Origin of the sequence: Myroides oncorhynchi (genome assembly GCF_020905415.1) — a bacterium.
In the GTDB taxonomy this organism is placed as follows: domain Bacteria; phylum Bacteroidota; class Bacteroidia; order Flavobacteriales; family Flavobacteriaceae; genus Flavobacterium; species Flavobacterium oncorhynchi_A.
This window is the reverse complement of the sequence record NZ_JAJJMP010000001.1, coordinates 3,941,445-3,961,649: the sequence shown is the minus strand read 5'-3', so window position 1 is coordinate 3,961,649 and position 20,205 is coordinate 3,941,445. Positions and strand designations below refer to the sequence as shown.

Genomic DNA, 20,205 nt, shown 5'->3' with positions numbered 1-20,205 from the left:
ATGAAAAAAAGTAAAATTGTTTTAGCTGTACTATTAACTGTGATGATTGGTTTTACAGCTTGTAGTAGTGATGATAATGGTAAGGCAAATAATGTAGAACAAATAAATGAGAAGCAGTTACCTGAACAGTCTAAAAGTTTTATAAAGTCTGTATTCCCTAATGCTTCTTTTAGACATGTTGCTAAAGTAACAAAACCTAATTATTATGGAACTACTTATGCGAGTAGTTTAGATAATAGAGTAGAGATTGATTTTGATAATGCAGGTAACTGGACTGAGGTTGAGATGTCAGACAATTCTGCTTTACCTATTGGATTTTTAAAGTCTGAAGTACCACATATCTTAGAGTTCGTAAATAAAAATCACAAAGGTCAATCTATCATAGAGCTAGATAGAAATATTAAAAAAGGATTTGAGATTACATTAAATAATAATCTGGAATTAATATTTAATCTTAAACAAGAGTTTGTAGGAGTTGATTTAGATCTAGATAAAGATGAAACACTAATCAATGCGTCAGAGTTGCCTCAGTTAGCACAGAACTTCTTAAAAGAGTACTTTAATACTGCTAATATTGTCCTTGTTAAACATGAATTAGATAAAGAGGGGGATGAATATAAAGTATATTTGTCTAATGGATTTAAAATAGAGTTTAATCAAGTAGGTGAGTGGTTGCAAGTCGAAACTAGACGAATGGAGACTATTCCATTAGCATTAATACCAGTTAGAGCTATGACATACATAAATAGTAACTATAGTGCCTTTAAGATAGAGAGTATCGAAAGAGAACAGGCTAATTACCAAATAGAATTAGTGAATGGAAAACAGGAAGTCGAATTACTCTTTGATCGAGAAGGTAATTTTTTGAGAAAGGATAATTAATTATGTATGTCCGTTTGATGTAATAAGAGGGGGTAATATTGTAATTATCCCATTAAACTAGATAATACCAATTTTTACAATTACTGTATATTAACTAGTTACTTGTTTACATGATCAGTTCCTTTAACCTATAAATTATCAGTATGACACTAAACGGAGATACATTAATTAATATGGGGCTGTCTCATTGCAAAAAGAGACAGCTCTCTTTGTTCTGATATTTTAGATATTGTTTTTAGAGGATTTTCTTAAAATATGCAAGTACTCCGAAATCACTGGCACTAATCGAATCGTAATATCCAACTTAACCACATATAATGAACATTCTCTAAACAGGCTTGCTCAAGCTTGCGACTACTGTACACATTGTTTAGGTAACCATAAATTAGAACCTTTAGTAACATCTTTGGATGATAACTGATACCACCACATTTAGAGTAGCTATCATATAAGCTTTCTAAGTCTAACTTATCTATTACTGTATTAATAATACGTACAGGATGTAACTTAGGGATAAAATCATCTAAGGAATGAGGAATTAAGCTCATTTGATTCTGAGCGTAGTATTTAAATCTAGGGGATTGTTTTGCCATAAACACATTGATTTATCAACTTAAAAATACTGATAATCAACTAAATAAACAAATAATAAGAGTGTAAATATACTAAATATGACTAAAAAAGAGGCTGTCTTTATGAGACAGCCCCATTTGAAATTAAGGCAAAGTGTCTTTTAATATAAGAGCTTGACTTCTACTTTTAACATCAAGTTTAATATATGCATTACTAACATGGTGTTTAGTTGTACTTAGTGAAATGGATAGTTTTTCAGCAATCTTTTGATTGGATAAACCATCCCATATTCCTAATATAACGTCTATTTCTCTATCTGTACAGAAGTACTTATTTCTAAGTATATCCCCATAAGATACATCCTCTTTTTTATCAAATGGCAATGTTTTACTGATATCCGTAGTAATAACTTCGTGTTGTTTAGAAAACAAGATTAGAGCGGTCTCTTTTTGCTTTAAGTCACCATATATTTTTTTGGTCTGATTTGCTTTTAGATGTTCTAATTCAATACGCAAGATTTCATGATCTGTTTTAAGTTTCTTTGCTTTAATCCATAAGGAGTAACTTGCCAAAGCAAATGCTATACTATAGATTATCCGAATCTTATCCTTATCAACAAATGAAAGGTAGTAATTACCTGGAAATATAGAAAGGTAATATGTCATTGAAGTTAGTGCAATTACACTAAATGAATATGTAATAAAACGAACAGATCTATCCTCTTTATAATATTTTAAGACAAGTGCTAAAGTGATTAAAGTCGATATTAGTGAGCTATTTACTATTATAATGAAATACTGTGAATTATTTGTTTGATAAAGTAAGGTACATAATATAACATATAATAACACTTGATAGAAGAAAAAGTGTTTTAATTTTGTAGTTAGTCTTTGTATATCTAAAAGGTAGTATATAAATAATAAGAAAATTAGGCAGCTACTAGGTATAAGTATTGCTAATATAAGTAACTCATTACACTGACTGTTACATAAAAAATAGAGTCCTCCATCTTCAACTAAGTATATAATAAAGACAGATATGATATATATACAATAAATAAGGATGACTTTTTCCTTAAATAGTGAATATAAAGCAAAGATAATAGCTATAGAAAGTAAAAACAAACTATAAAAGATCTCTATTTTGATCATAGTATTAATCATAATACTTCTATATTCTCCGCGCTCCACAAGTATAAAATTTCCATAATGAACATAGGAAGATTTCGACTTAAAGTATATTATCTCGTAATCAGTGATAAAATGGTTCTCTTGATATTGAGGGCTTATTTTTCCACCTTGTAAATCAGTATTTATCTTTTTTTTTCCCCATTGCCCTTTCTGTTTTGTATAAATATTATAATTATTTACGTGAATTGTAGGAAATTGTAATATAAGTGGTTTGTTTAATAAATCTTGAGGAATAGTTATTTTCATCCAGGTATTCCCTTCTTTGTCTTCAGCAAATTGTGTTGTTGATCTATTGTCTAATGGCTCAAAATATAATTTATTTATTGTGTTTTTAAATACCTCATTGTTTGTTTGACTGTAACAATAGAAAATAGGTGTAAGTAATAAAATAACTATTAAAGTTAAAAGATTACAGTGCTTACGACAATATAGAGCCTTCATGTTTTTGCAGGTCAGTGAATTATGTGGTAAAAATAACTAATTTCTGAGAATAAAATATTTATAGCACGAAGTTTTATGACAAAGTGCATGTTTTTTTGAGTAAAAAGTTGGTGTTAATTGTATAATATTTTTAAAAACGCATAGTACTTTAGTACTAGTCCGGTTGTAATTTGCTTATTTTTAGTGAATTAATTAGTTTTTTTATGGTAATAATTAGTACTAAAGTATTAGATATTATTTAGTCACTCTGCCTACATTTGTCATACATAAACAACAAGTTAATTCGGAAAAGTTCTACACACTAGCTAGCTCAGTGTAGAATATTTTGTTTAGAAGATATATTTTCTGAGCAATTTATTTCCCCACCTGCAGTACATATCAGTTCTTTTCCCTAAAGAATGTGTACTGCAGTTTTTATAGTAATAATATCACTTCTTCTTAATTGATAACAGTAAAAATAAGAGGGCAATTATAAAACTATTATTTGTTCAAAAAACAGATTATTTACGGATATACTTGTTTATAGTATGAAGACACGAAGTTTATTTGTAAGTAATATAAGTGTTTGAAAAGATACTTACTGTGGAAAAATAGCACGTTTTCATTACTTTATTACAAAATAGGGACTTTATTATGGAGATAGCTTTGTATAAAATGTCAAAATGATTAAATCTATTTAGGTGATTGTCTTTTTTATATATTTGTTTTAACATAAAACAAATAAAAGAACTAAATTTGCTGCCTAATCGAAAGATTAATAAGGAAGATAAAAACAAGTATTGTTTAATAATGGTTACTAATTTGTAGTAAATCATAAAAAGACAAAACAAAAAAGAATTATATGAAAATAGGAATAACTTTTAGTGCATTTGATTTATTGCACGCAGGGCATGTGAAGATGTTGGAGGATGCTAAGCGTCAGTGTGATTATTTGATTGTAGGGTTACAAACAGATCCTACACTAGATAGACCAGAGAAAAACAGACCTACGCAATCCGTGGTAGAAAGATATATTCAGCTTAAGGGATGTAAGTTTGTAGATGAGATAGTTCCGTATGCTACTGAACAAGATTTAGAAGATGTGTTAAGATCTTTTAAACTTGATGTACGTATTTTAGGTGATGAATATCAAGACAAGAATTTTACAGGGCGTAAGTATTGTGAAGAGAAGGGAATAGAGCTTTATTTTAATAGTAGAGATCATCGATTTTCTAGTAGTTCTTTAAGAAAAGAAGTTGCTGAAAAAGAAAACAGTAAATTAGTTAAGATAGGATAAACAAAAAAGCTCATAATTATTTATGAGCTTTTTTGTTTATCCTCTATTACGTGAGAGACATATAAATGAAAAGTAATTATACTAAATAGGTCTGAACTAGATTCAAGTATACTATAGTGTGATTTTAGAGTTGTTAAAAATGTTATGCAATAGAATTCCTTTGTGGTACTGGACTAATGTGAAATCTGGGATTTAAGTAATAGGCTTTATTGAAAAATGATTTTTTAACGATTTTAAGTGTATTATTTAACATCGTATTTTGCGACATTTTCGTACATTGCAGATATAATTAATGGAATATACTACGTATATACCAGAATTGTTTAACAAAAAAGGAAAGAAATGAAAAGAATCTTAAGTTTAATCGTAGTATTTTTTGGACTAATGACAGTAACTATGGCACAGACAATTACGAGAACAGATGTATCTATTTTCCCTGCTCCAGAGAAAGGGTATAAGCAAGTGGTAATTGATGTTCCACATTCATCTAAAGATGACTCTAAGAAAATTGAGTTTAGAGTAGGTAAAGTGATGGAAGTAGATGGGTGTAATCACTTTAATCTAATGGGGAAATTAGAACAAAAGGATCTTCAGGGATGGGGGTATAATTATTATGTATTTACTACTACAGGTGATGTAGTGTCTACTACGATGGGGTGCCCAGATACTCCTAAGAGACATATCTTTGTTAGTGCACAACCTGAGCTAACACGTTATAACGGAAAACTACCTATCGTAGTCTATGTACCAGAAGATTATGAAGTTAGATTTAATGTATACACGACAGATGGTGAGGAATACCATGCTAGTGAAGTTAGAAGAAAAAAATAAGCCTAATAATAAGAAGAATGCCTCAAGTAGCAAGTGCTCTTGAGGCTTTTTTTTGATTAATTCAGAATTTTGATAAATAAATATGCCAATATTCGTTACTAATAAAATGAAAAACAGCATAGATACTGATCCAATAGTAAGGTGAATCTGTTGTTATATCTATACTGTTTACGCAACTAATAATTGGGGTTATTAGCCGAACTTTTTACTTCCTGCTACACATAGGATAACGCCTATCGTAACTAATATCATATTAGAACTTACGTGTTCATTTAATAAAGTCGCTGCTAATGCTAAGCCAAAAAAGGGTTGTAATAATTGTAATTGTCCTACTGACGCAGTCCCTCCCTGTGCTAATCCTTTGTACCAAAATATAAACCCTACAAACATACTGAAAATACCTAAATAAGCCACACCAATCCACGTTTCTGTACTAATTAAAGCAGGTGCACTAGGCGCAGTTAAGTACATAATAGGTAATGAGATTGGCAATGAGATTACTACAGCCCAAGAGATTACTTGCCATCCACCCAAAGATTTAGATAATTTGGCTCCTTCCGCATAGCTTAATCCACATAATAGTATAGCGATAATCATTAAGATGTTTCCCACAGGAGAACTCGTACCTCCTTGTAAAACAGCAAATCCAATGACAATAAGACTCCCTAATATTGAGAATAACCAAAAGATACGCTTTGGTTTTTCACCTCCTCTAAGTACGGCGAATACAGCTGTAGACATCGGTAAGATGCCTAAATAGACGAGGGAGTGAGCTGAAGTGATATATTGTAAAGCTAGAGCAGATAAAAGAGGAAAACCGATTACTCCTCCTATCGCTACGATGGCTAAAGGCATTAATTGACTTTTAGTAGGTCTTTTTTCTTTAAAAAAAAGTAGACAGATTAAAGCTAATATACCTGCTATACCAGCTCTTGCAGCTGTTACAAATATAGGATCTAGTGATAATACTGCTACTTTCGTAGCGGGCATTGATCCGCTAAATAGTAATACACCTATAAATCCATTGACCCAACCACTTGTTGAGGTTTGTTGTGTTGACTCTAATACTGTAGCTTGTTTCATTTTCATATTATTTACAAGACAAAATTAGATCAATTCACAATTAAGTACAGTGTCAATTTTGTATATTTGAATGGACACAGTTGAGAATATATGGAACAATCATTTTTGTATTTAAACATTGCTGACGCGATAGCTAATCAGATAAGAACAGGGGTATTAAGAGAAGGAGATAAACTTCCTTCTGTGCGTATGCTATGCGCAGAACATCAGATAAGTATGAATACTGCTAAGCGCGTGTATTTAGAGTTAGAAGCACTTGCTTTAGTGGAGTCTAAACCTCAGTCTGGCTACTTCGTTAGTAATCTGTTTTATGATAATATTCCTTTACCTCAGGTGAGTAATCCCATATTCTTAGCAAATAATAAAGAACCTAAAGAGATTATCCGTAAGGTCTATGCTAACATGGGAAATAGAAACTTAACCTTGTTTTCTTACAGTACGTTATATGACGATTTCTTGCCTTTAGCGAAGATGAAGAAAGAGATACTTACAGCATCTCGTACTCTTGTTAACGGTGGTATTGAGTATGACTCTGTACAGGGGAATATTAACTTGAGAAGAATGATAGCGCAGCGTTCTATTACGTGGGGAGGAAGTATCAAAGAAGAAGATATCATCACAACTAATGGAAGTATGAGTGCCATATCGCTGTGTATGTTAGCATTGGGTAAACCAGGTGATACGATAGCTATCGAGAGTCCGTGTTATCCAGGTATATTCCAGTTAGCTATTGACTTAGGGTTTAAAGTAATTGAGCTACCGACAGATCCGGCTACAGGTATAAAGATAGAAGCGCTAAGAGATGCAGTAGACCACATCGATATGTGTCTGTTGATTTCTAATTATAACACACCATTAGGAAGTTGTATGCCTGATGAGAATAAGAAGGAAATAGTAGAATTGTTAGCTAAACACAATATCCCTTTAATAGAAGATGACGTTTATGGTGATCTGTACTTTGGTACGCAGCGCCCTAAATGTTGTAAGGCATTTGATACAACAGGCAATGTACTCTGGTGTAGTTCTGTATCTAAGACTCTAGCTCCAGGATATAGAGTAGGGTGGGTATCTGCTGGTAAATATAAAGATAAGATTATGCACCAGAAATTAGTACATGCTATCTCAACGCCTCCTTTAATGCAGGAGGCAGTAGCTAGCTTTATGAAGTCAGGTAATTATGATAAGCATTTGCGCAAGATAAGAAAGGATATCTACAGCAATTACCAAAAATACTTAAACACCATAATCACTAGTTTCCCAATCGGAACAAAGATAAACAGGCCGCAAGGTGGACTATCACTGTGGATAGAATTTGATCAGAAGATAGACGCTATGGGTCTTTATGATCTTGCCATTGCAGAAGGTATCAGTATAGCTCCAGGACGAATGTTTACGGTGCAGGAGCAGTTTGAAAACTGTATCAGACTATGTATAGGCCTACCTTGGTCAGATGAAGTAGAAGATAAACTAAAGAGAGTAGGTGTTCTAAGTAAACAACTGCTTATCAAGAATTAGAAATTAAGAGTTTAAATTAGGAATAGCACTACGGGCTTTTAGGAATGTAGCTACAGACTATGTCATGCTGAAGAATGAAGCATCTCATATATAACTCCACCCAGTAACCACAGTCTATATAGCTCTATGGCTGAAAGCCAACAATTCCTAATTTGTACTCCCTAATTCTTAATTAAATCAATATACTTTAATGCATTCTTTGCCTCTTTTGTATTCACAGTAAGTGAGAGTTTTGTACCTAAACTTACCTGTATTTGGTAGAAGTTACTAGTCATTATATTAAAGGCTTCCCAAGTGTTCTGTATATTAGCATTGCTATAGGTTCTAAGTACTTTATTATATTCTTCTGTGCTTAAGTACTGTTTGATATATTTGCCTGACTTACCTATAGACACATTAAAGTTGTTGTCACTCCCTATCTGCCAAGCTAGTAGCTGTAAGTACATTGGGCGTACTATACTTTCCATCATATCCTTAGCATAAAGACTCTCTTTACGGGCTAATCCTTTTGCTACATTCGTCGAACACCACCAAAACTCGTTACATACTTCTGTGAATTCTCGTTGAGTTGGTCTTTTTACATGGTAATCTACATCGGAAGACGCAGGTATATCGTTAAATAAACCATCTTTGTCTAACCAGATAACGGATAGACTATCTTGTTTTAACTTATTTAGTTTCTGTAAAGGGAACAAGGTTAAGTCTAGTCGACTACCATCATCGAATATCATTAAGTAGGCATAAGAGACAGGTATAATACCTTCTTCGTTACCTAAGTACATATCGTCAGGAAGCTGTTCTATGGCAGGTTTACCAAACTTTTTATGCACAATACCTTCTCTTTTTACACTTTCTATGTCATTGACAATATAGACAATATCAAAGTCTTGATATTGATCAGGAGTCACTAGTGAATTCGCTCTAGAACCATTGAGGATTACAGCCCTAATGCGTTCATCTTGTTGAGCTAATGCAAGTATGTTAGTTTCTAATTGTGAAGACATAATTAAATCGCTATAAAGTATAGCTAAGATAGATTAAATTATAGAACTTCATATCTTGATTAAACCAATAATATGTAGTTGACATATAAGCAAAAAACAATTATAAAAAATAGAGTTGAATTAGCGAGTAAAGGCATACTGTGGTTTTAAAGCTAATGAAAGAGCTATAAAGTAGAATTGCTTTGTAGTATTTGGCTAATGTTGTTTATAGGTTAAAGTTATTTACAGTCACTCTCCAATCCACATCCCAAAATTATATCTTCTCGATCAAAGGAGATACTCTATTTGTAATATGCTTTATATCAACTATATATTTATATAGCTGAAAGCTAATAATTCCTAATTGAGCGCAGTCTTTTGCGATTAGTGTCTCTTTGCCCAATGCCTGCCCATTGTGTGCAGTGTTGTTGCTGAAAGAAGCCGTCTGAGCTAGAAATCCTTTATCATTCCTCATGTTTTTAGCAATCATTGGTTAGGCTGATAAAGTATATGGGATGAGTTTGAGGACACTTATAATATCCATACCCCTTAATACATATCCACAAACTCTATTCGTGTGCTATGTCATTCTGACGACAGGAAGAATTGCATCCTATATGTCCACACAATAACCACAATATATATATCCTCAAACTACGTCATCTCGACGAAAGGAGAGACCCCACTTGAAATTCCACACAGTAACCACATTCTAAGTACCTAATGGCTGAAAGCCAACAATTCCTAATTCCTAATTTGAAATTCGTAATTCTTATTTATTTTCCCGTATTTTTGCACTTTAATTTTTATTGCTTTATAGACAAATGCCACAAGAATTACAATTACAAGTTCTTCCAGATGTTGCAGCTACGGCTGATTTATTGACACAGTATGTCGCTAACCAATTAAAATGTTCGACTTCAGACATTAAACACATTACTATCCTTAAGCGATCTATCGATGCGAGACAACGCAGTGTAAAGGTCAACCTAAAGGTAGAAATATTCTTCGCAGACGAAGATGTCGTACACAGACAAATCCACTTTCCCGAGTATAAAAACGTAAAAGACGCTCAGCGTGTTATCGTAGTAGGAGCAGGACCAGCAGGTTATTTTGCAGCCTTGCAGTTAATCGAGCTTGGCGTAAAACCAATTGTTATTGAAAGAGGAAAAGATGTACGTGGACGTCGTCGTGATTTAAAAGCGATCAATATAGACCATATCGTAGATCCAGATTCGAACTACTGTTTCGGAGAAGGAGGAGCAGGTACCTACTCAGATGGAAAGCTATACACTCGTTCTAAAAAGCGTGGTGATGTCAACCGTATTTTAGAACTATTAGTTGCTTTTGGCGCATCACAAGATATCTTAGTAGAAGCACACCCACATATCGGAACCAATAAACTGCCAAAGATTATGCAGGATATGCGTGAGAAGATTGAGGAGTTCGGAGGAGAGGTATTATTTGAGAAACGTGTAGTTGACTTTGTGATCAAAAGCAGTGAAATAAACGGAGTAATCTTACACAACGGCGATGTGATCGAAGCGAAGAAAGTCATCTTAGCGACGGGACACTCAGCACGTGATATATACGAGTTATTAGACCGCAAGAATGTATTTATCGAAGCAAAGCCATTTGCCTTAGGAGTACGTGCAGAGCACCCACAAGCCTTGATTGATAAGATACAGTACTCTTGTGACTACAGAGGAGAGTTTTTACCTCCTGCGCCTTATTCTATCGTGAAGCAGGTGAATGGACGTGGAATGTACTCGTTCTGTATGTGCCCGGGAGGAGTTATTGCGCCGTGTGCCACTGCCCCAGGCGAAGTAGTAACTAATGGATGGTCACCGTCTAAACGGGACCAAGTGACAGCCAATTCAGGTATCGTAGTAGAGTTGCGTTTAGAAGACTTTAAGCCATTTGAGAAGTTCGGTGCCTTAGCAGGTATGGAGTTCCAAAAGGCAATAGAGCAAAAGGCATTTTTATTAGCAGGAGAGACACAGCGTGTACCTGCACAGCGTATGGTAGATTTCTCTCAGTCTAAGGTATCTGAGTCTATCCCTAAGACATCTTACTTACCAGGTACAACGTCTGTAGAGTTAGGACAGGTATTCCCAGGTTTCTTAACGCAAATTATGAGAGAAGGCTTCCAAGAGTTTGGCAAGTCAATGAAAGGGTATTTTACGAATGAGGCTATTTTACACGCCCCAGAAAGTAGAACTTCATCTCCAGTTCGTATCCCTCGTGAGGACTATACTTTAGTACACCCACAGATCAAAGGGTTATATCCATGTGGAGAAGGGGCAGGCTATGCAGGTGGTATTATCTCTGCCGCTATAGACGGTGAGAAATGCGCTATTATGTGTGTGGAAAGCATGCAGTAATTAATTACAAATTAGGAATTGTTGCCTTTCAGGCACTAAGTGAAGTGGACTGTGCCTAGAACCACCCCGGCTTTCAGCCACCCCTCCACAGGAGGGAAATGCTGTGTGTGCCGACTGTGTGTCAGAGGTTTGTCTGTCCAGTATGTCTTTTCTGTTTGTTTTTCCGGTGCTACTATTCCCCTCCATTGGAGGGGTGCCCGCAGGGCGGGGTGGTTTACTACTCACAGTAGCCACAACGATAGAGGAGATCACTACATGCCCAATAATCAAAATACACAAGCCTAATTACGAGAGTAGTTAGGCTTTTTTATGGGGTATTTATATGTCATTAATAGAAGGTTATACAAAATAGTATAAATGTTGTATTTTTAGGGGCTGTCTAAACCCAGAATTAATGAAAGAACTATGAAGTAGAATTGCTTTGTAGTATTTGGCTAACGCTGATTCTGGGTTGAAAGTAGTTTTTAATTGAATAATTATGAAAAGAGTATTATATGTCTTATTCCTTGCAATTTCAGTAATGAGTTGTAATGCTAAAGAAAAAGAAGTTGATTTTAAAAACCTTCAAGAACGAAATGGGGTGTTTTATGAAATCAATTCAGAACAGAGGTTTAATGGTATCGCAAAGAGCTATTATGAGAATGGGCAGTTAGATGTAGAGGATAGATATGTGGATGGCGTACTTCATGGCATAACGAAGGGATATTATAAGAATGGAAAGCTAAAAGCTGAGGTAGACTATAAGGCAGGAAAGATAGACGGAATGAAGAAGAGCTATTACGAAAGTGGAAAGCTACATACTGAAGCAGACTATAAGGATGGCGTACTAGACGGAATGATTAAGGGATATTATGAGAATGGGCAATTATCAGGTGTATCAAGCTATCAGAATGGAATAGAAAATGGAGTAACAAAGGGGTATGATAAGAATGGTCAATTAAATCTTGAAGCAAATTATAAGGATGGTGTATTAGATGGAGTAATTAAGCAGTATTACACAAATGGACAACTAAAATCTGAAGTACATTACAAGGAAGGATCACTTCATGGAACGACTAAGGGATATGATGAAAACGGAAAACTAATAGGAGAAGCAAATTATATATACGATAAGTTAGATGGACCTGTTAAGAGGTATTAACGGGGTAATATCTATACTTTGTTTAGAATTTAAAGTTTTAAGTATTCTTTCTTGTAATTATATTTAGTAAGAAATGTAGCTATTAGTTGTGTCAAGAGTATGTAGTAAATATATCATTAAAATGAATATACAAACTTAATTACGAGAGTAGTTAGTCATATAATAAAAAAAGGCTTCACAAAAAGGAAGCCTATAGAATGGGGACTTTATAATAATGTATTATTCTAAGTTTCTTAAAAGTTGAATGATATGAGGGTTTGTTATCATTAAACTATTCTCTTTTAGTAGAACGATTGTACATTTTTGACAGCTAGGTAGTAAACCTGGATGATCTGGAGTATCTAGAGATAAAGGATTAGGGTCATAAGATATAGCTGTAGCTGGTTTGAACTTGAAATCTTTAGCAGAAGCCGAGGCAATGTTATATACCACTTTTCTATCAATGTCTTCTTGAGTAACAGGATATATAAGTGTGTATACCCATTCTTCATCTACTTCTAGTAAACCGTTATTGTTAGTATCTCCACTCATATACTGAGGTGATAAGCTAGTTCCTATCATTTCATCAATTAATACGACATTTCTTAAAGTAATATTTCCTGTGTTTTTAATTTTAAACGTATACGTTATTGTCTCTCCTATAGAAGCAAAACCTTGATTAGTACTAGTAATATTAAATTCACCTACTTTAGTAAGCCTGATAGCTGGTTTAGATTCTGCTATTTCACTACAGATGCCCTCTATTTCAGCTTTTAGTCCAGGAGGCCACATAGATTCACATGCTTGTTCGTTTGTACATAGATTAGCTTTACCAGGTAGAACGTGTGCTAGTCCTGCAAGAGCAAACCAATTTACAGAAGAAGAATCCGATAGTGTAGCTCCAGGAGTTCCTGAAGCAGGTGCTCTATTTACTACATTAGCAGTTTCATGTCCACCTCCGACATATTTAACCATTGGATAATGAATAGAAGATATAGATAGGGTAGCACAAACATTGATATTAGCACCATCACTTAAATTAAACTGGGCTTTACCGGTACTACTGCTATTTCCATCTGCAGGATCTAATTGTGAAATAGAACCATTGACGCTGAAGAAACTAAAGCTACCTACATTTACAATGGCATCATTTTTACTTCCTTTTTCACCAATGTTTACAGCTCCTTTAAAGAAAAAACCTGCATTATCACAGATATTGATTTCTCCACCTTTCATATGCATTGTTCCTGATGCTTGTAGGATTGCACCCTCAGGGATATATAATTTAGAATTAGCTTCAAGAATTAAACTATTCCCTGTAAGAATAATATCTTGATTGATGTAATACTTTTTACCACTTAATAAAGTTGAGGTATTTGGAGTAAGTAAAATGGCATCTGCAGGAATTTTACAATCTACGTTATTAGCCTTCCCTTGCATTGCTGCAAATAAAAATACTATAAATAATAGTAGTGTTTTTAAAGTGTGAATTCTTGTTTCTTTAATCATGGCTTTTTTTAATGAGTTTCAAAATTTACTTCAATGAGTATTTATTTGTTTTAGTAAGGGTGAATATAATTGTTAAAATAAACGAGTGTTTCAGATTGATTTTAGAAATAATAATAATAATCACAAGGTGTCTATTTGTGTTTCAAAACTCACTAAAATGTACAGTGTATGATTCTCAAAAAAATTTAAATTACTTACTAATAATTTGAAACATATTTTTAAAGTATTGTATACTATGTTGTTATGTAGTATTAGTGCTTTTATAGTTATTAAAATTTTATTTAATAATACAGAATGTGATTTTTAACACTTAAGAAGCACTATTATTTATACTTTTAAACAAAATAAACATATGTTAATCACCAAAAGTGTGAATCAATAGTATAGTATAAAAAGTTAAATACTAAAGAAGGGGATGATTTTTAAACTTAGAAAATTAACAAGTGTACATATTGTAGCTTTCTTATTATTAAACAGAAGAAAATAATAATAATTTGTTATAGTAAATCATGATAAAAACTATGTGAAATATGATATTCATATTTATAGGGGGATAAGGCGGTTTTTTTTGTGCATTTTTATAGTTTAATTAGCTATATTTTACATTATATATTTTTTAAAGTATGAAATTCTTCTGTTCTTTGCTTGATAGGTACAAATAAGCTCATTTTATCAAAAATAGAGTATATAATAATATAGAGTACTTATAAAAATTACATGTTTTATTGGCAATATTATTAGTGTTGTCTCGCAAGAGATAGTTTAGTGTAATAGCAATATAAAATCACTTTAATGTGATAAAGTAGAAAGTGTATGGTAAGAAAAGGAATAAAAAATTTAGCACTTGTATTTCTTTTATTTTATGTGTCATTACAGGCAAAGGAAACGGACCCTGATATGTTGTTGGCTAAAATACTAACTGAAGTAAGGCCAGTTGACCAAAAAAGAGCTTTTTACATCGTTGACTCAATTTATCAAAACAATCCCGATGTGCATGTAAAAGTGCATGCGCTTTTTATTAATGCTTTTCTATATCACGATGATTTTGATATTCCTAATTCATTAAGTAAGGCATTGTTAGCTATAGACTTATCAGAGAGAAACAAAAGTTATAAATGGTTGAGTCGATTATATGGATTTGTTGGGGCAGAATATAGTCGTTTAGAGCTTTTTACAGAAGCTCAGATTTATTTTGATAAGATTGAATCTGTTCTTCCAAAAATTGATAATGAATATGATCGTATCTTCTCTACATACTATTATTATCACCTATTGTCCTCATTTTACTATCAACAAAAAAATTATATCAAAGCTTTAGAGAGTTTACACTTAGGGGAGAGTTATCTTAATCAAATTTCATCGAGATTATTTCGCTATAATCATTACTTGATTTCTAATGAACAGAATAAAGGAATTAATTATTTAGAATTGAAAGAATTTGACAGAGCTAGAGAAGCTTATGAAAAAGGGCTTTTATATTTAAATAAAGAAGAGCTATTAGAGAATGATTTAACGGCTGGCTATATCTATGTAGGATTAGCCCAGGTCTACTATCAGCAGAGAAGTAATGTTTCATCAGATGCGATATTAGATTATTATTTGAAAGGCTTACATATAGCTACAGTAAACAATAGTAGAGATTTAAAAGAAACTACATATTATTATTTGAGTCAGTACTACGATCGTATAAATGACTTTGAAAATTATAGCAAATACAATAAGGCATACCTTCAAGAGAAACAAGCTAAAGAGAACTTTAGAACAACTACAGTTAATGAGTTATTAGAGAAACAATACATTTATAAAGAAGAGATTAAAAGTAAAAACAAAAAGTATTTTATTGTAATACTTTTCTTCTTAGTCGTCTTGATTATTATTCCTACGGTTTACTTTATCAGACATAAAAAGATAAAGAAGCATTTAGTAAACGATATTACTGCTAATGATTTTCTATATAGTTTAACAAATACTAAAGAAGAAAATTTACATGCCTTGTTTCAAGGAGTTTTATGGTTAAATCAGTCTATAGAAGAAGGAGATAAAGAAGTTGTTGAAAAGTTAAAGAAATTTGAACAGACAAAAGGGTACTTAGATAGCTTTGTTACTATTGAATCTCTTGCTAAGTACTGTGATACTGAGATGACAAATATTTCATATATTCTAAGAAAGTATAAAAATATAGATTTTAAAGCCTATTTATCTCAGTATAGATTATTAGAAGTAATCAAATTATTGCGCTTTGAAGAAAAGTATAGAAAGTATAAAATAGGTCATTTAGCAGAGATTATAGGTTTTGGGTCTCATAGTAGCTTTACGATTGAGTTTAAGAAAATAATAGGAGTTAATCCCTCATTTTTTATTCAATATCTAAATGAGATACAAAGTAAAAGTGATATTTAATGGAACAGTACACATTGTATTCTCTTTTAATAGTAGTGGTTGTCACGATGTTATTATCGATAAGTCTGCTTAATTTATTACTTATTAATAAATCAAAAAAGAGTGACTTATATGCGCTAAGATTAAAGGAACAGTCTAATGTTATAGCTTTAGTATATAGTATTGTTTTTTTATTATCACTGTATTTAAACGCTGTTGATTCGTTTAGTAATATTACTTTAAGCTTTTTATTTTTGATTTGGCCAAACATTTATTTTGTTTTTTTAGAGTCTTATGAAGATAATTTCTCTCTAAGCAAATATTACAATATCTTATATGGATCTTATCTGTTAGCTATAGTAGCTTTAATATTCTTTTTTGTATTTGATTTTTATGAACAGTTTAAGTATCCGATAGAGTTTTTTGTATGGAGTCTATTGTTGCCTATGATTTTATATTTTGCCTATTTGTTTATACAAGGGGAACTTTATAGAAGATGTAGAAGTTACCTTATCTATATTGCTTTAATAGGTTTATTATTTGCTACAATAGTTCTTTTTAGTAGTAGTGTGATACATTATTTGAACTACTTAAAGAACCTAAGTCATATTTTATTAGTCATATTTCTCATTTGCATAGCTATTATTAATACTAATGATTTAATAGATAAGCTTAAAAACTATTACAGAGAACAGGTGGTAGATGTTGACGCATATTCTAGTATGGATGAAATAGAAACTAAAGAGATAGTGAATACTATAGCTCATAAGTATGTCAAATCTTCAATCGACAAGGGTAAACAAAATGATATTGCCTTTGCACTAGAGCAATTACCTAAAGAGTATTTTTATAACCCTTATTTGACATTAAATACATTAGCAGACACATTAAATACTTCTTCTTATGAAGTCAGTCATTTGTTCTCTAATCACTTAAATACAAACTTTAATCAGTATATAAATGCTATTAGGGCTTTAAAAGCAAAAGAATTATTAGCAGATGAGCGTTATGCAGATATGTCAGTTAAGAATATAGGCATTGAGGTAGGTTTTAGTTCTAGTTCATCTTTTTATCGTGTTTTTAAAGAAAGATATAATATTCCTCCTTCTGAGTATCGAAGGAATAAGGAGTAAATGTCTAGTTTATAGATGTTTATTTCATTTTTGAAAGAAAACAAATACACCATCTTAGTATTTCTTAATAACTGAATAATTTATATAAGCCTAATTACGAGAGTAGTAAGGTTTTTTTATGGGGTAAAGGAAGGAAGTGCACTGTTGTTTTTAAATTTTTAGAAATTAATTTAGGCTTATAATAGCTAGTTTATTTTTTAGAATTATTACTTTTAGTTTTAAACAATAATAAATAAACCAAATTATGACTACAAATAGAACACGTACCTTCTCTTGGGAGGATCCTATTAAAGTATTAGAAGAAGCAAAGAAACTAAATGGATATGACTTTCTGATGAATGTATTCGAGGGGAATCTGCCACTAGCGCCTATTCAAGAGACTATATCATCACGAGTAGTCTCTGTGGAGAAGGGGCAGGTAGTATTCGAATTAAGAGGAGAGGAGTTTCATTATAATCCGATTGGGAGTGTGCATGGCGGGATTATCAGCACAGTACTAGACTCAGCTATCGGCTGCTCATTATTAAGTACCTTAGAAGTAGGGGAGAGCTTTACATCTCTAGACTTGAAAGTTAACTTCTTGCGTAGGATAACTGCTGAGTCACCTGCTTTAAAGACTAAAACGAAAATTATTCACAAAGGTAGAACTACCGCTTACTTAGAATGTGAGTTAGTAGACGATGAAGGCAAACTATATGCACACGCCGTGTCAAACTGTATGATCTTTAGGTAAACGCTACGCTTGAATTAGGGATTTTTGGCTCGCTATTTAGTGTACGTTATATGTGAGATGCTTCATTCTTCAGCAAAACATTGAAGGTAGATTAAATTAACTAGGAATTGTCAGTTTTATAAGGTTGCTCAAAGCTGGGAGACTTTGCAACTAGGATATAAAGCCCACTCCTCACCTAGTGGGCTTTTTTTGCACTAATAATTCGCAATCAAAAGAACGCAGAATAACAAAAAATAAAATACCTTTCAATCTGTAAATTGCTAACGTTATGAAAGATATATTAAATGATGTTCGTCAGACTTTACAGGATTATATAGAACCTGAGAGAGTGATTATCTCTGACCGATTCTTTAAAGAAAATGAAAAGGCGAAGGTCTATGGCGTGTCTAAAGAGATACTTAGTAAGATTGGTAGAGAGTTGTATAACGAGCTTAAAGGGCAACCGAAGGAAGAAGTATATGCGCTGTGTAATGAGTTGTGGAAATCGCTTTATTTCGAAGAGGGGTATATAGCGTGTATATTGACAAAGAAACTACTGAAGCAGTATGAAGCAAAAGATATCAAACACTTCCGTCTCTGGTTAGAGAAGTATGTGCAGAATTGGGCGAGTTGTGATACGCTATGTTGTTCTACTATTGGGCCTTTATTAATCAAGTTTCCAAATGAGGTAGATCAACTTACACAATGGGCAAGTTCTATTAATCGATGGATGCGCAGAGGGGCTGTAGTGAGTCTAGTTGTACCTGCCAAGAAGGGATTATATCTTCCTAAAATATTCGAATTAGCCACTCTATTAATGTTAGACCAAGATGACTTAGTACAAAAAGGAATGGGGTGGATGCTAAAAGAAGCGTGTAGACTACATCAGGGAGAGGTGTATGACTTCATTATGGATCATAAAGCAGTGATGCCTCGTACTACGCTGCGTTATGCTATCGAAAAAATGCCACTTGACCTAAAGACTAATGCGATGAAGAAACCGTAAGCAGTACACTGTACACTGTACACTGTAAACTGAACCTTATTAATACTATCAATGTATAGAATACCTAGTAGAGACACAATACTTTGTGTGTCACATCATACATCGAAGTGCTCATTTGGAGGGTACTTTACTTTAGTTTTTTGTAAGGGTATTAGGATGAAGTAGGTCGTGTTAGATGCTATGTGGTTTCTTCTTTTACTTTTTTTCTTGATTAAAAAAGTAATAAAAAATCAAGGCTTTAACTCCTAAGCTGTCAATTACAGCACCAATTCCGGAACAAAATTAACTCGCTGTCGCTCTACAGTTTTTTTTTAAAAGGAGTTAGCACCTATTGATACTCGCTTATCTGTCCAGGCCGTTAGGGACTTCGTAAGTCTAGGATATTTTATAGGGTACTTAGTTTTATCACTTCGTAAGGTTATTAAGCTTTTAACCGCAGTCTAAAACTGTCAACCGTTAACCATTAACCCTATAATATTTAAAAAACAAAACTACTTTTTACAATTTTAAAACTACATTTGGAGCAGACTAAACCAATCCTTATTTTATGATTCCAATACAAGATTTACTGTTATTCGCTATGGCAGCTATAGTGCTAGCGATAACACCGGGGCCTAATATGCTTTACCTAATCTCTAGAACACTATCTCAAGGCAAGAAAGCAGGGCTTATTTCCTTGATGGGAGTGATGAGTGGATTCTTGTTTCACATTGTTTTAGTGTCTTTTGGATTGACTGCTATTCTATTTACTATCCCGTATGCCTATGCTATTTTAAAGTGGACAGGTGCCTTATACTTGGTGTATCTAGCGTTTCAAGCCTTAAAGCCAAACAGCAAAAATATGTTTGATGTAGAACAGACCATCAAGACTGATTCTCCACGCAAGCTGTTCTCTATCGGTTTTTTAACTAATGTATTAAACCCTAAAGTCGCAGTGTTTTATCTATCGCTATTCCCTCAGTTTATCAAGCCTGTGTATGGTTCTATCTTTTTACAAAGTTTGACATTGGGGACAACGCAATTGGTAGTGAGCTTTATCAATAACCTATTGATTATACTATTTGCAGCGAGAATGGCAGTATTCTTTCAAAGACAGCCACTATGGGTAAAAATCCAAAAGTGGTTTATGGGAAGTGTATTGTTATTTTTAGCCTTTAAAATGGCGATCTCGAAAGGAAAGTAGACTAT

16 protein-coding genes and 2 pseudogenes are annotated in these 20,205 nt (G+C 33.0%); 11 read left to right on the top strand and 7 right to left on the bottom strand.

Annotation, left to right across the window (positions count from 1 at the left end):
• Window positions 1-882: a PepSY-like domain-containing protein gene (locus LNQ81_RS17235; RefSeq protein WP_229948895.1), complete on the top strand. Its 882-nt coding sequence runs from the start codon at window positions 1-3 to the stop codon at window positions 880-882.
• 302 nt (window positions 883-1,184) lie between these two features.
• On the opposite strand, the pseudogene LNQ81_RS17230 reads toward LNQ81_RS17235, so the two are convergent.
• The 3 genes and pseudogenes from LNQ81_RS17230 to LNQ81_RS18265 all read right to left on the bottom strand — a co-directional run.
• Window positions 1,185-1,475 (bottom strand): annotated as a pseudogene (locus LNQ81_RS17230) (transposase); the annotation flags it as partial.
• Window positions 1,476-1,598: 123 nt separating this feature from the next.
• On the bottom strand, window positions 1,599-2,120 hold the full coding sequence (locus LNQ81_RS18270; RefSeq protein WP_229949322.1) for a response regulator transcription factor: 522 nt from the start codon (window positions 2,118-2,120) through the stop codon (window positions 1,599-1,601).
• Window positions 2,121-2,144: 24 nt separating this feature from the next.
• A pseudogene (locus tag LNQ81_RS18265) lies at window positions 2,145-2,606 on the bottom strand (7TM diverse intracellular signaling domain-containing protein); the annotation flags it as partial.
• A 1,321-nt stretch (window positions 2,607-3,927) separates the two neighbouring features.
• Here LNQ81_RS18265 and LNQ81_RS17215 point away from each other — a divergent pair.
• Together LNQ81_RS17215 and LNQ81_RS17210 are read left to right on the top strand one after the other, a co-directional pair.
• Window positions 3,928-4,362 carry an adenylyltransferase/cytidyltransferase family protein gene (locus tag LNQ81_RS17215; protein ID WP_229948892.1) on the top strand — a complete coding sequence of 145 codons (435 nt, stop codon included), beginning with the start codon at window positions 3,928-3,930 and terminating at the stop codon, window positions 4,360-4,362.
• Between the two features lie 342 nt (window positions 4,363-4,704).
• Entirely contained in the window at window positions 4,705-5,193 is a 489-nt protein-coding gene (locus LNQ81_RS17210; protein WP_229948890.1) for an ecotin, read from the top strand.
• A gap of 192 nt (window positions 5,194-5,385) precedes the next feature.
• Here LNQ81_RS17210 and LNQ81_RS17205 read toward each other — a convergent pair whose 3' ends face one another.
• Window positions 5,386-6,276, bottom strand: a complete 891-nt coding sequence (locus LNQ81_RS17205) for a DMT family transporter (RefSeq protein ID WP_229948888.1) — start codon at window positions 6,274-6,276, stop codon at window positions 5,386-5,388.
• Between the two features lie 90 nt (window positions 6,277-6,366).
• On the opposite strand from LNQ81_RS17205, the gene LNQ81_RS17200 reads away from it, so the two are divergent.
• The gene (locus tag LNQ81_RS17200; RefSeq protein ID WP_229948886.1) at window positions 6,367-7,791 is read left to right on the top strand and encodes an aminotransferase-like domain-containing protein; all 1,425 of its coding nucleotides are present in this window, start codon (window positions 6,367-6,369) and stop codon (window positions 7,789-7,791) included.
• Window positions 7,792-7,952: 161 nt separating this feature from the next.
• Here LNQ81_RS17200 and LNQ81_RS17195 read toward each other — a convergent pair whose 3' ends face one another.
• The gene (locus LNQ81_RS17195; RefSeq protein ID WP_229948884.1) at window positions 7,953-8,795 is read right to left on the bottom strand and encodes an aminoglycoside 6-adenylyltransferase; all 843 of its coding nucleotides are present in this window, start codon (window positions 8,793-8,795) and stop codon (window positions 7,953-7,955) included.
• Window positions 8,796-9,048: 253 nt separating this feature from the next.
• Window positions 9,049-9,249 (bottom strand): hypothetical protein, encoded by a 201-nt coding sequence (locus LNQ81_RS17190; RefSeq protein ID WP_229948883.1) that lies wholly within the window; start codon window positions 9,247-9,249, stop codon window positions 9,049-9,051.
• A gap of 349 nt (window positions 9,250-9,598) precedes the next feature.
• Between LNQ81_RS17190 and LNQ81_RS17185 the strand changes: the two genes are divergently transcribed.
• Window positions 9,599-11,158, top strand: coding sequence for an NAD(P)/FAD-dependent oxidoreductase (locus LNQ81_RS17185; RefSeq protein ID WP_229948881.1), 1,560 nt, complete (start codon window positions 9,599-9,601; stop codon window positions 11,156-11,158).
• A gap of 478 nt (window positions 11,159-11,636) precedes the next feature.
• Window positions 11,637-12,299, top strand: coding sequence for a toxin-antitoxin system YwqK family antitoxin (locus LNQ81_RS17180; protein ID WP_229948880.1), 663 nt, complete (start codon window positions 11,637-11,639; stop codon window positions 12,297-12,299).
• Window positions 12,300-12,518: 219 nt separating this feature from the next.
• On the opposite strand, the gene LNQ81_RS17175 is transcribed toward LNQ81_RS17180, so the two are convergent.
• A complete protein-coding gene (locus LNQ81_RS17175; RefSeq protein WP_229948878.1) occupies window positions 12,519-13,787 on the bottom strand; it encodes a DUF11 domain-containing protein in 1,269 nt (422 codons plus the stop codon).
• Between the two features lie 813 nt (window positions 13,788-14,600).
• Between LNQ81_RS17175 and LNQ81_RS17170 the strand changes: the two genes are divergently transcribed.
• From LNQ81_RS17170 to LNQ81_RS17150, 5 genes are all read left to right on the top strand, one after another.
• On the top strand, window positions 14,601-16,187 hold the full coding sequence (locus LNQ81_RS17170) for an AraC family transcriptional regulator (protein ID WP_229948876.1): 1,587 nt from the start codon (window positions 14,601-14,603) through the stop codon (window positions 16,185-16,187).
• On the top strand, window positions 16,187-17,299 hold the full coding sequence (locus tag LNQ81_RS17165; protein WP_229948875.1) for a helix-turn-helix transcriptional regulator: 1,113 nt from the start codon (window positions 16,187-16,189) through the stop codon (window positions 17,297-17,299). Before LNQ81_RS17170 ends, LNQ81_RS17165 begins: the two co-directional genes overlap by 1 nt.
• Before the next feature lie 244 nt (window positions 17,300-17,543).
• Window positions 17,544-18,032 carry a PaaI family thioesterase gene (locus LNQ81_RS17160; RefSeq protein WP_229948873.1) on the top strand — a complete coding sequence of 163 codons (489 nt, stop codon included), beginning with the start codon at window positions 17,544-17,546 and terminating at the stop codon, window positions 18,030-18,032.
• Between the two features lie 268 nt (window positions 18,033-18,300).
• Window positions 18,301-19,017 carry a DNA alkylation repair protein gene (locus LNQ81_RS17155; protein WP_229948872.1) on the top strand — a complete coding sequence of 239 codons (717 nt, stop codon included), beginning with the start codon at window positions 18,301-18,303 and terminating at the stop codon, window positions 19,015-19,017.
• A 547-nt stretch (window positions 19,018-19,564) separates the two neighbouring features.
• Window positions 19,565-20,200, top strand: coding sequence for a LysE family translocator (locus tag LNQ81_RS17150; RefSeq protein ID WP_229948871.1), 636 nt, complete (start codon window positions 19,565-19,567; stop codon window positions 20,198-20,200).
• Window positions 20,201-20,205: the final 5 nt, after the last annotated feature.

What these genes read in the sequence shown, in the direction of transcription:
- LNQ81_RS17235 (WP_229948895.1), top strand. Translation starts at nt 1, where the DNA reads ATGAAAAAAAGTAAAATTGTTTTAGCTGTACTATTAACTGTGATGATT.
- LNQ81_RS18270 (WP_229949322.1), bottom strand. Translation starts at nt 2,120, where the DNA reads ATGACATATTACCTTTCTATATTTCCAGGTAATTACTACCTTTCATTT.
- LNQ81_RS17215 (WP_229948892.1), top strand. Translation starts at nt 3,928, where the DNA reads ATGAAAATAGGAATAACTTTTAGTGCATTTGATTTATTGCACGCAGGG.
- LNQ81_RS17210 (WP_229948890.1), top strand. Translation starts at nt 4,705, where the DNA reads ATGAAAAGAATCTTAAGTTTAATCGTAGTATTTTTTGGACTAATGACA.
- LNQ81_RS17205 (WP_229948888.1), bottom strand. Translation starts at nt 6,276, where the DNA reads ATGAAACAAGCTACAGTATTAGAGTCAACACAACAAACCTCAACAAGT.
- LNQ81_RS17200 (WP_229948886.1), top strand. Translation starts at nt 6,367, where the DNA reads ATGGAACAATCATTTTTGTATTTAAACATTGCTGACGCGATAGCTAAT.
- LNQ81_RS17195 (WP_229948884.1), bottom strand. Translation starts at nt 8,795, where the DNA reads ATGTCTTCACAATTAGAAACTAACATACTTGCATTAGCTCAACAAGAT.
- LNQ81_RS17190 (WP_229948883.1), bottom strand. Translation starts at nt 9,249, where the DNA reads ATGAGGAATGATAAAGGATTTCTAGCTCAGACGGCTTCTTTCAGCAAC.
- LNQ81_RS17185 (WP_229948881.1), top strand. Translation starts at nt 9,599, where the DNA reads ATGCCACAAGAATTACAATTACAAGTTCTTCCAGATGTTGCAGCTACG.
- LNQ81_RS17180 (WP_229948880.1), top strand. Translation starts at nt 11,637, where the DNA reads ATGAAAAGAGTATTATATGTCTTATTCCTTGCAATTTCAGTAATGAGT.
- LNQ81_RS17175 (WP_229948878.1), bottom strand. Translation starts at nt 13,787, where the DNA reads ATGATTAAAGAAACAAGAATTCACACTTTAAAAACACTACTATTATTT.
- LNQ81_RS17170 (WP_229948876.1), top strand. Translation starts at nt 14,601, where the DNA reads ATGGTAAGAAAAGGAATAAAAAATTTAGCACTTGTATTTCTTTTATTT.
- LNQ81_RS17165 (WP_229948875.1), top strand. Translation starts at nt 16,187, where the DNA reads ATGGAACAGTACACATTGTATTCTCTTTTAATAGTAGTGGTTGTCACG.
- LNQ81_RS17160 (WP_229948873.1), top strand. Translation starts at nt 17,544, where the DNA reads ATGACTACAAATAGAACACGTACCTTCTCTTGGGAGGATCCTATTAAA.
- LNQ81_RS17155 (WP_229948872.1), top strand. Translation starts at nt 18,301, where the DNA reads ATGAAAGATATATTAAATGATGTTCGTCAGACTTTACAGGATTATATA.
- LNQ81_RS17150 (WP_229948871.1), top strand. Translation starts at nt 19,565, where the DNA reads ATGATTCCAATACAAGATTTACTGTTATTCGCTATGGCAGCTATAGTG.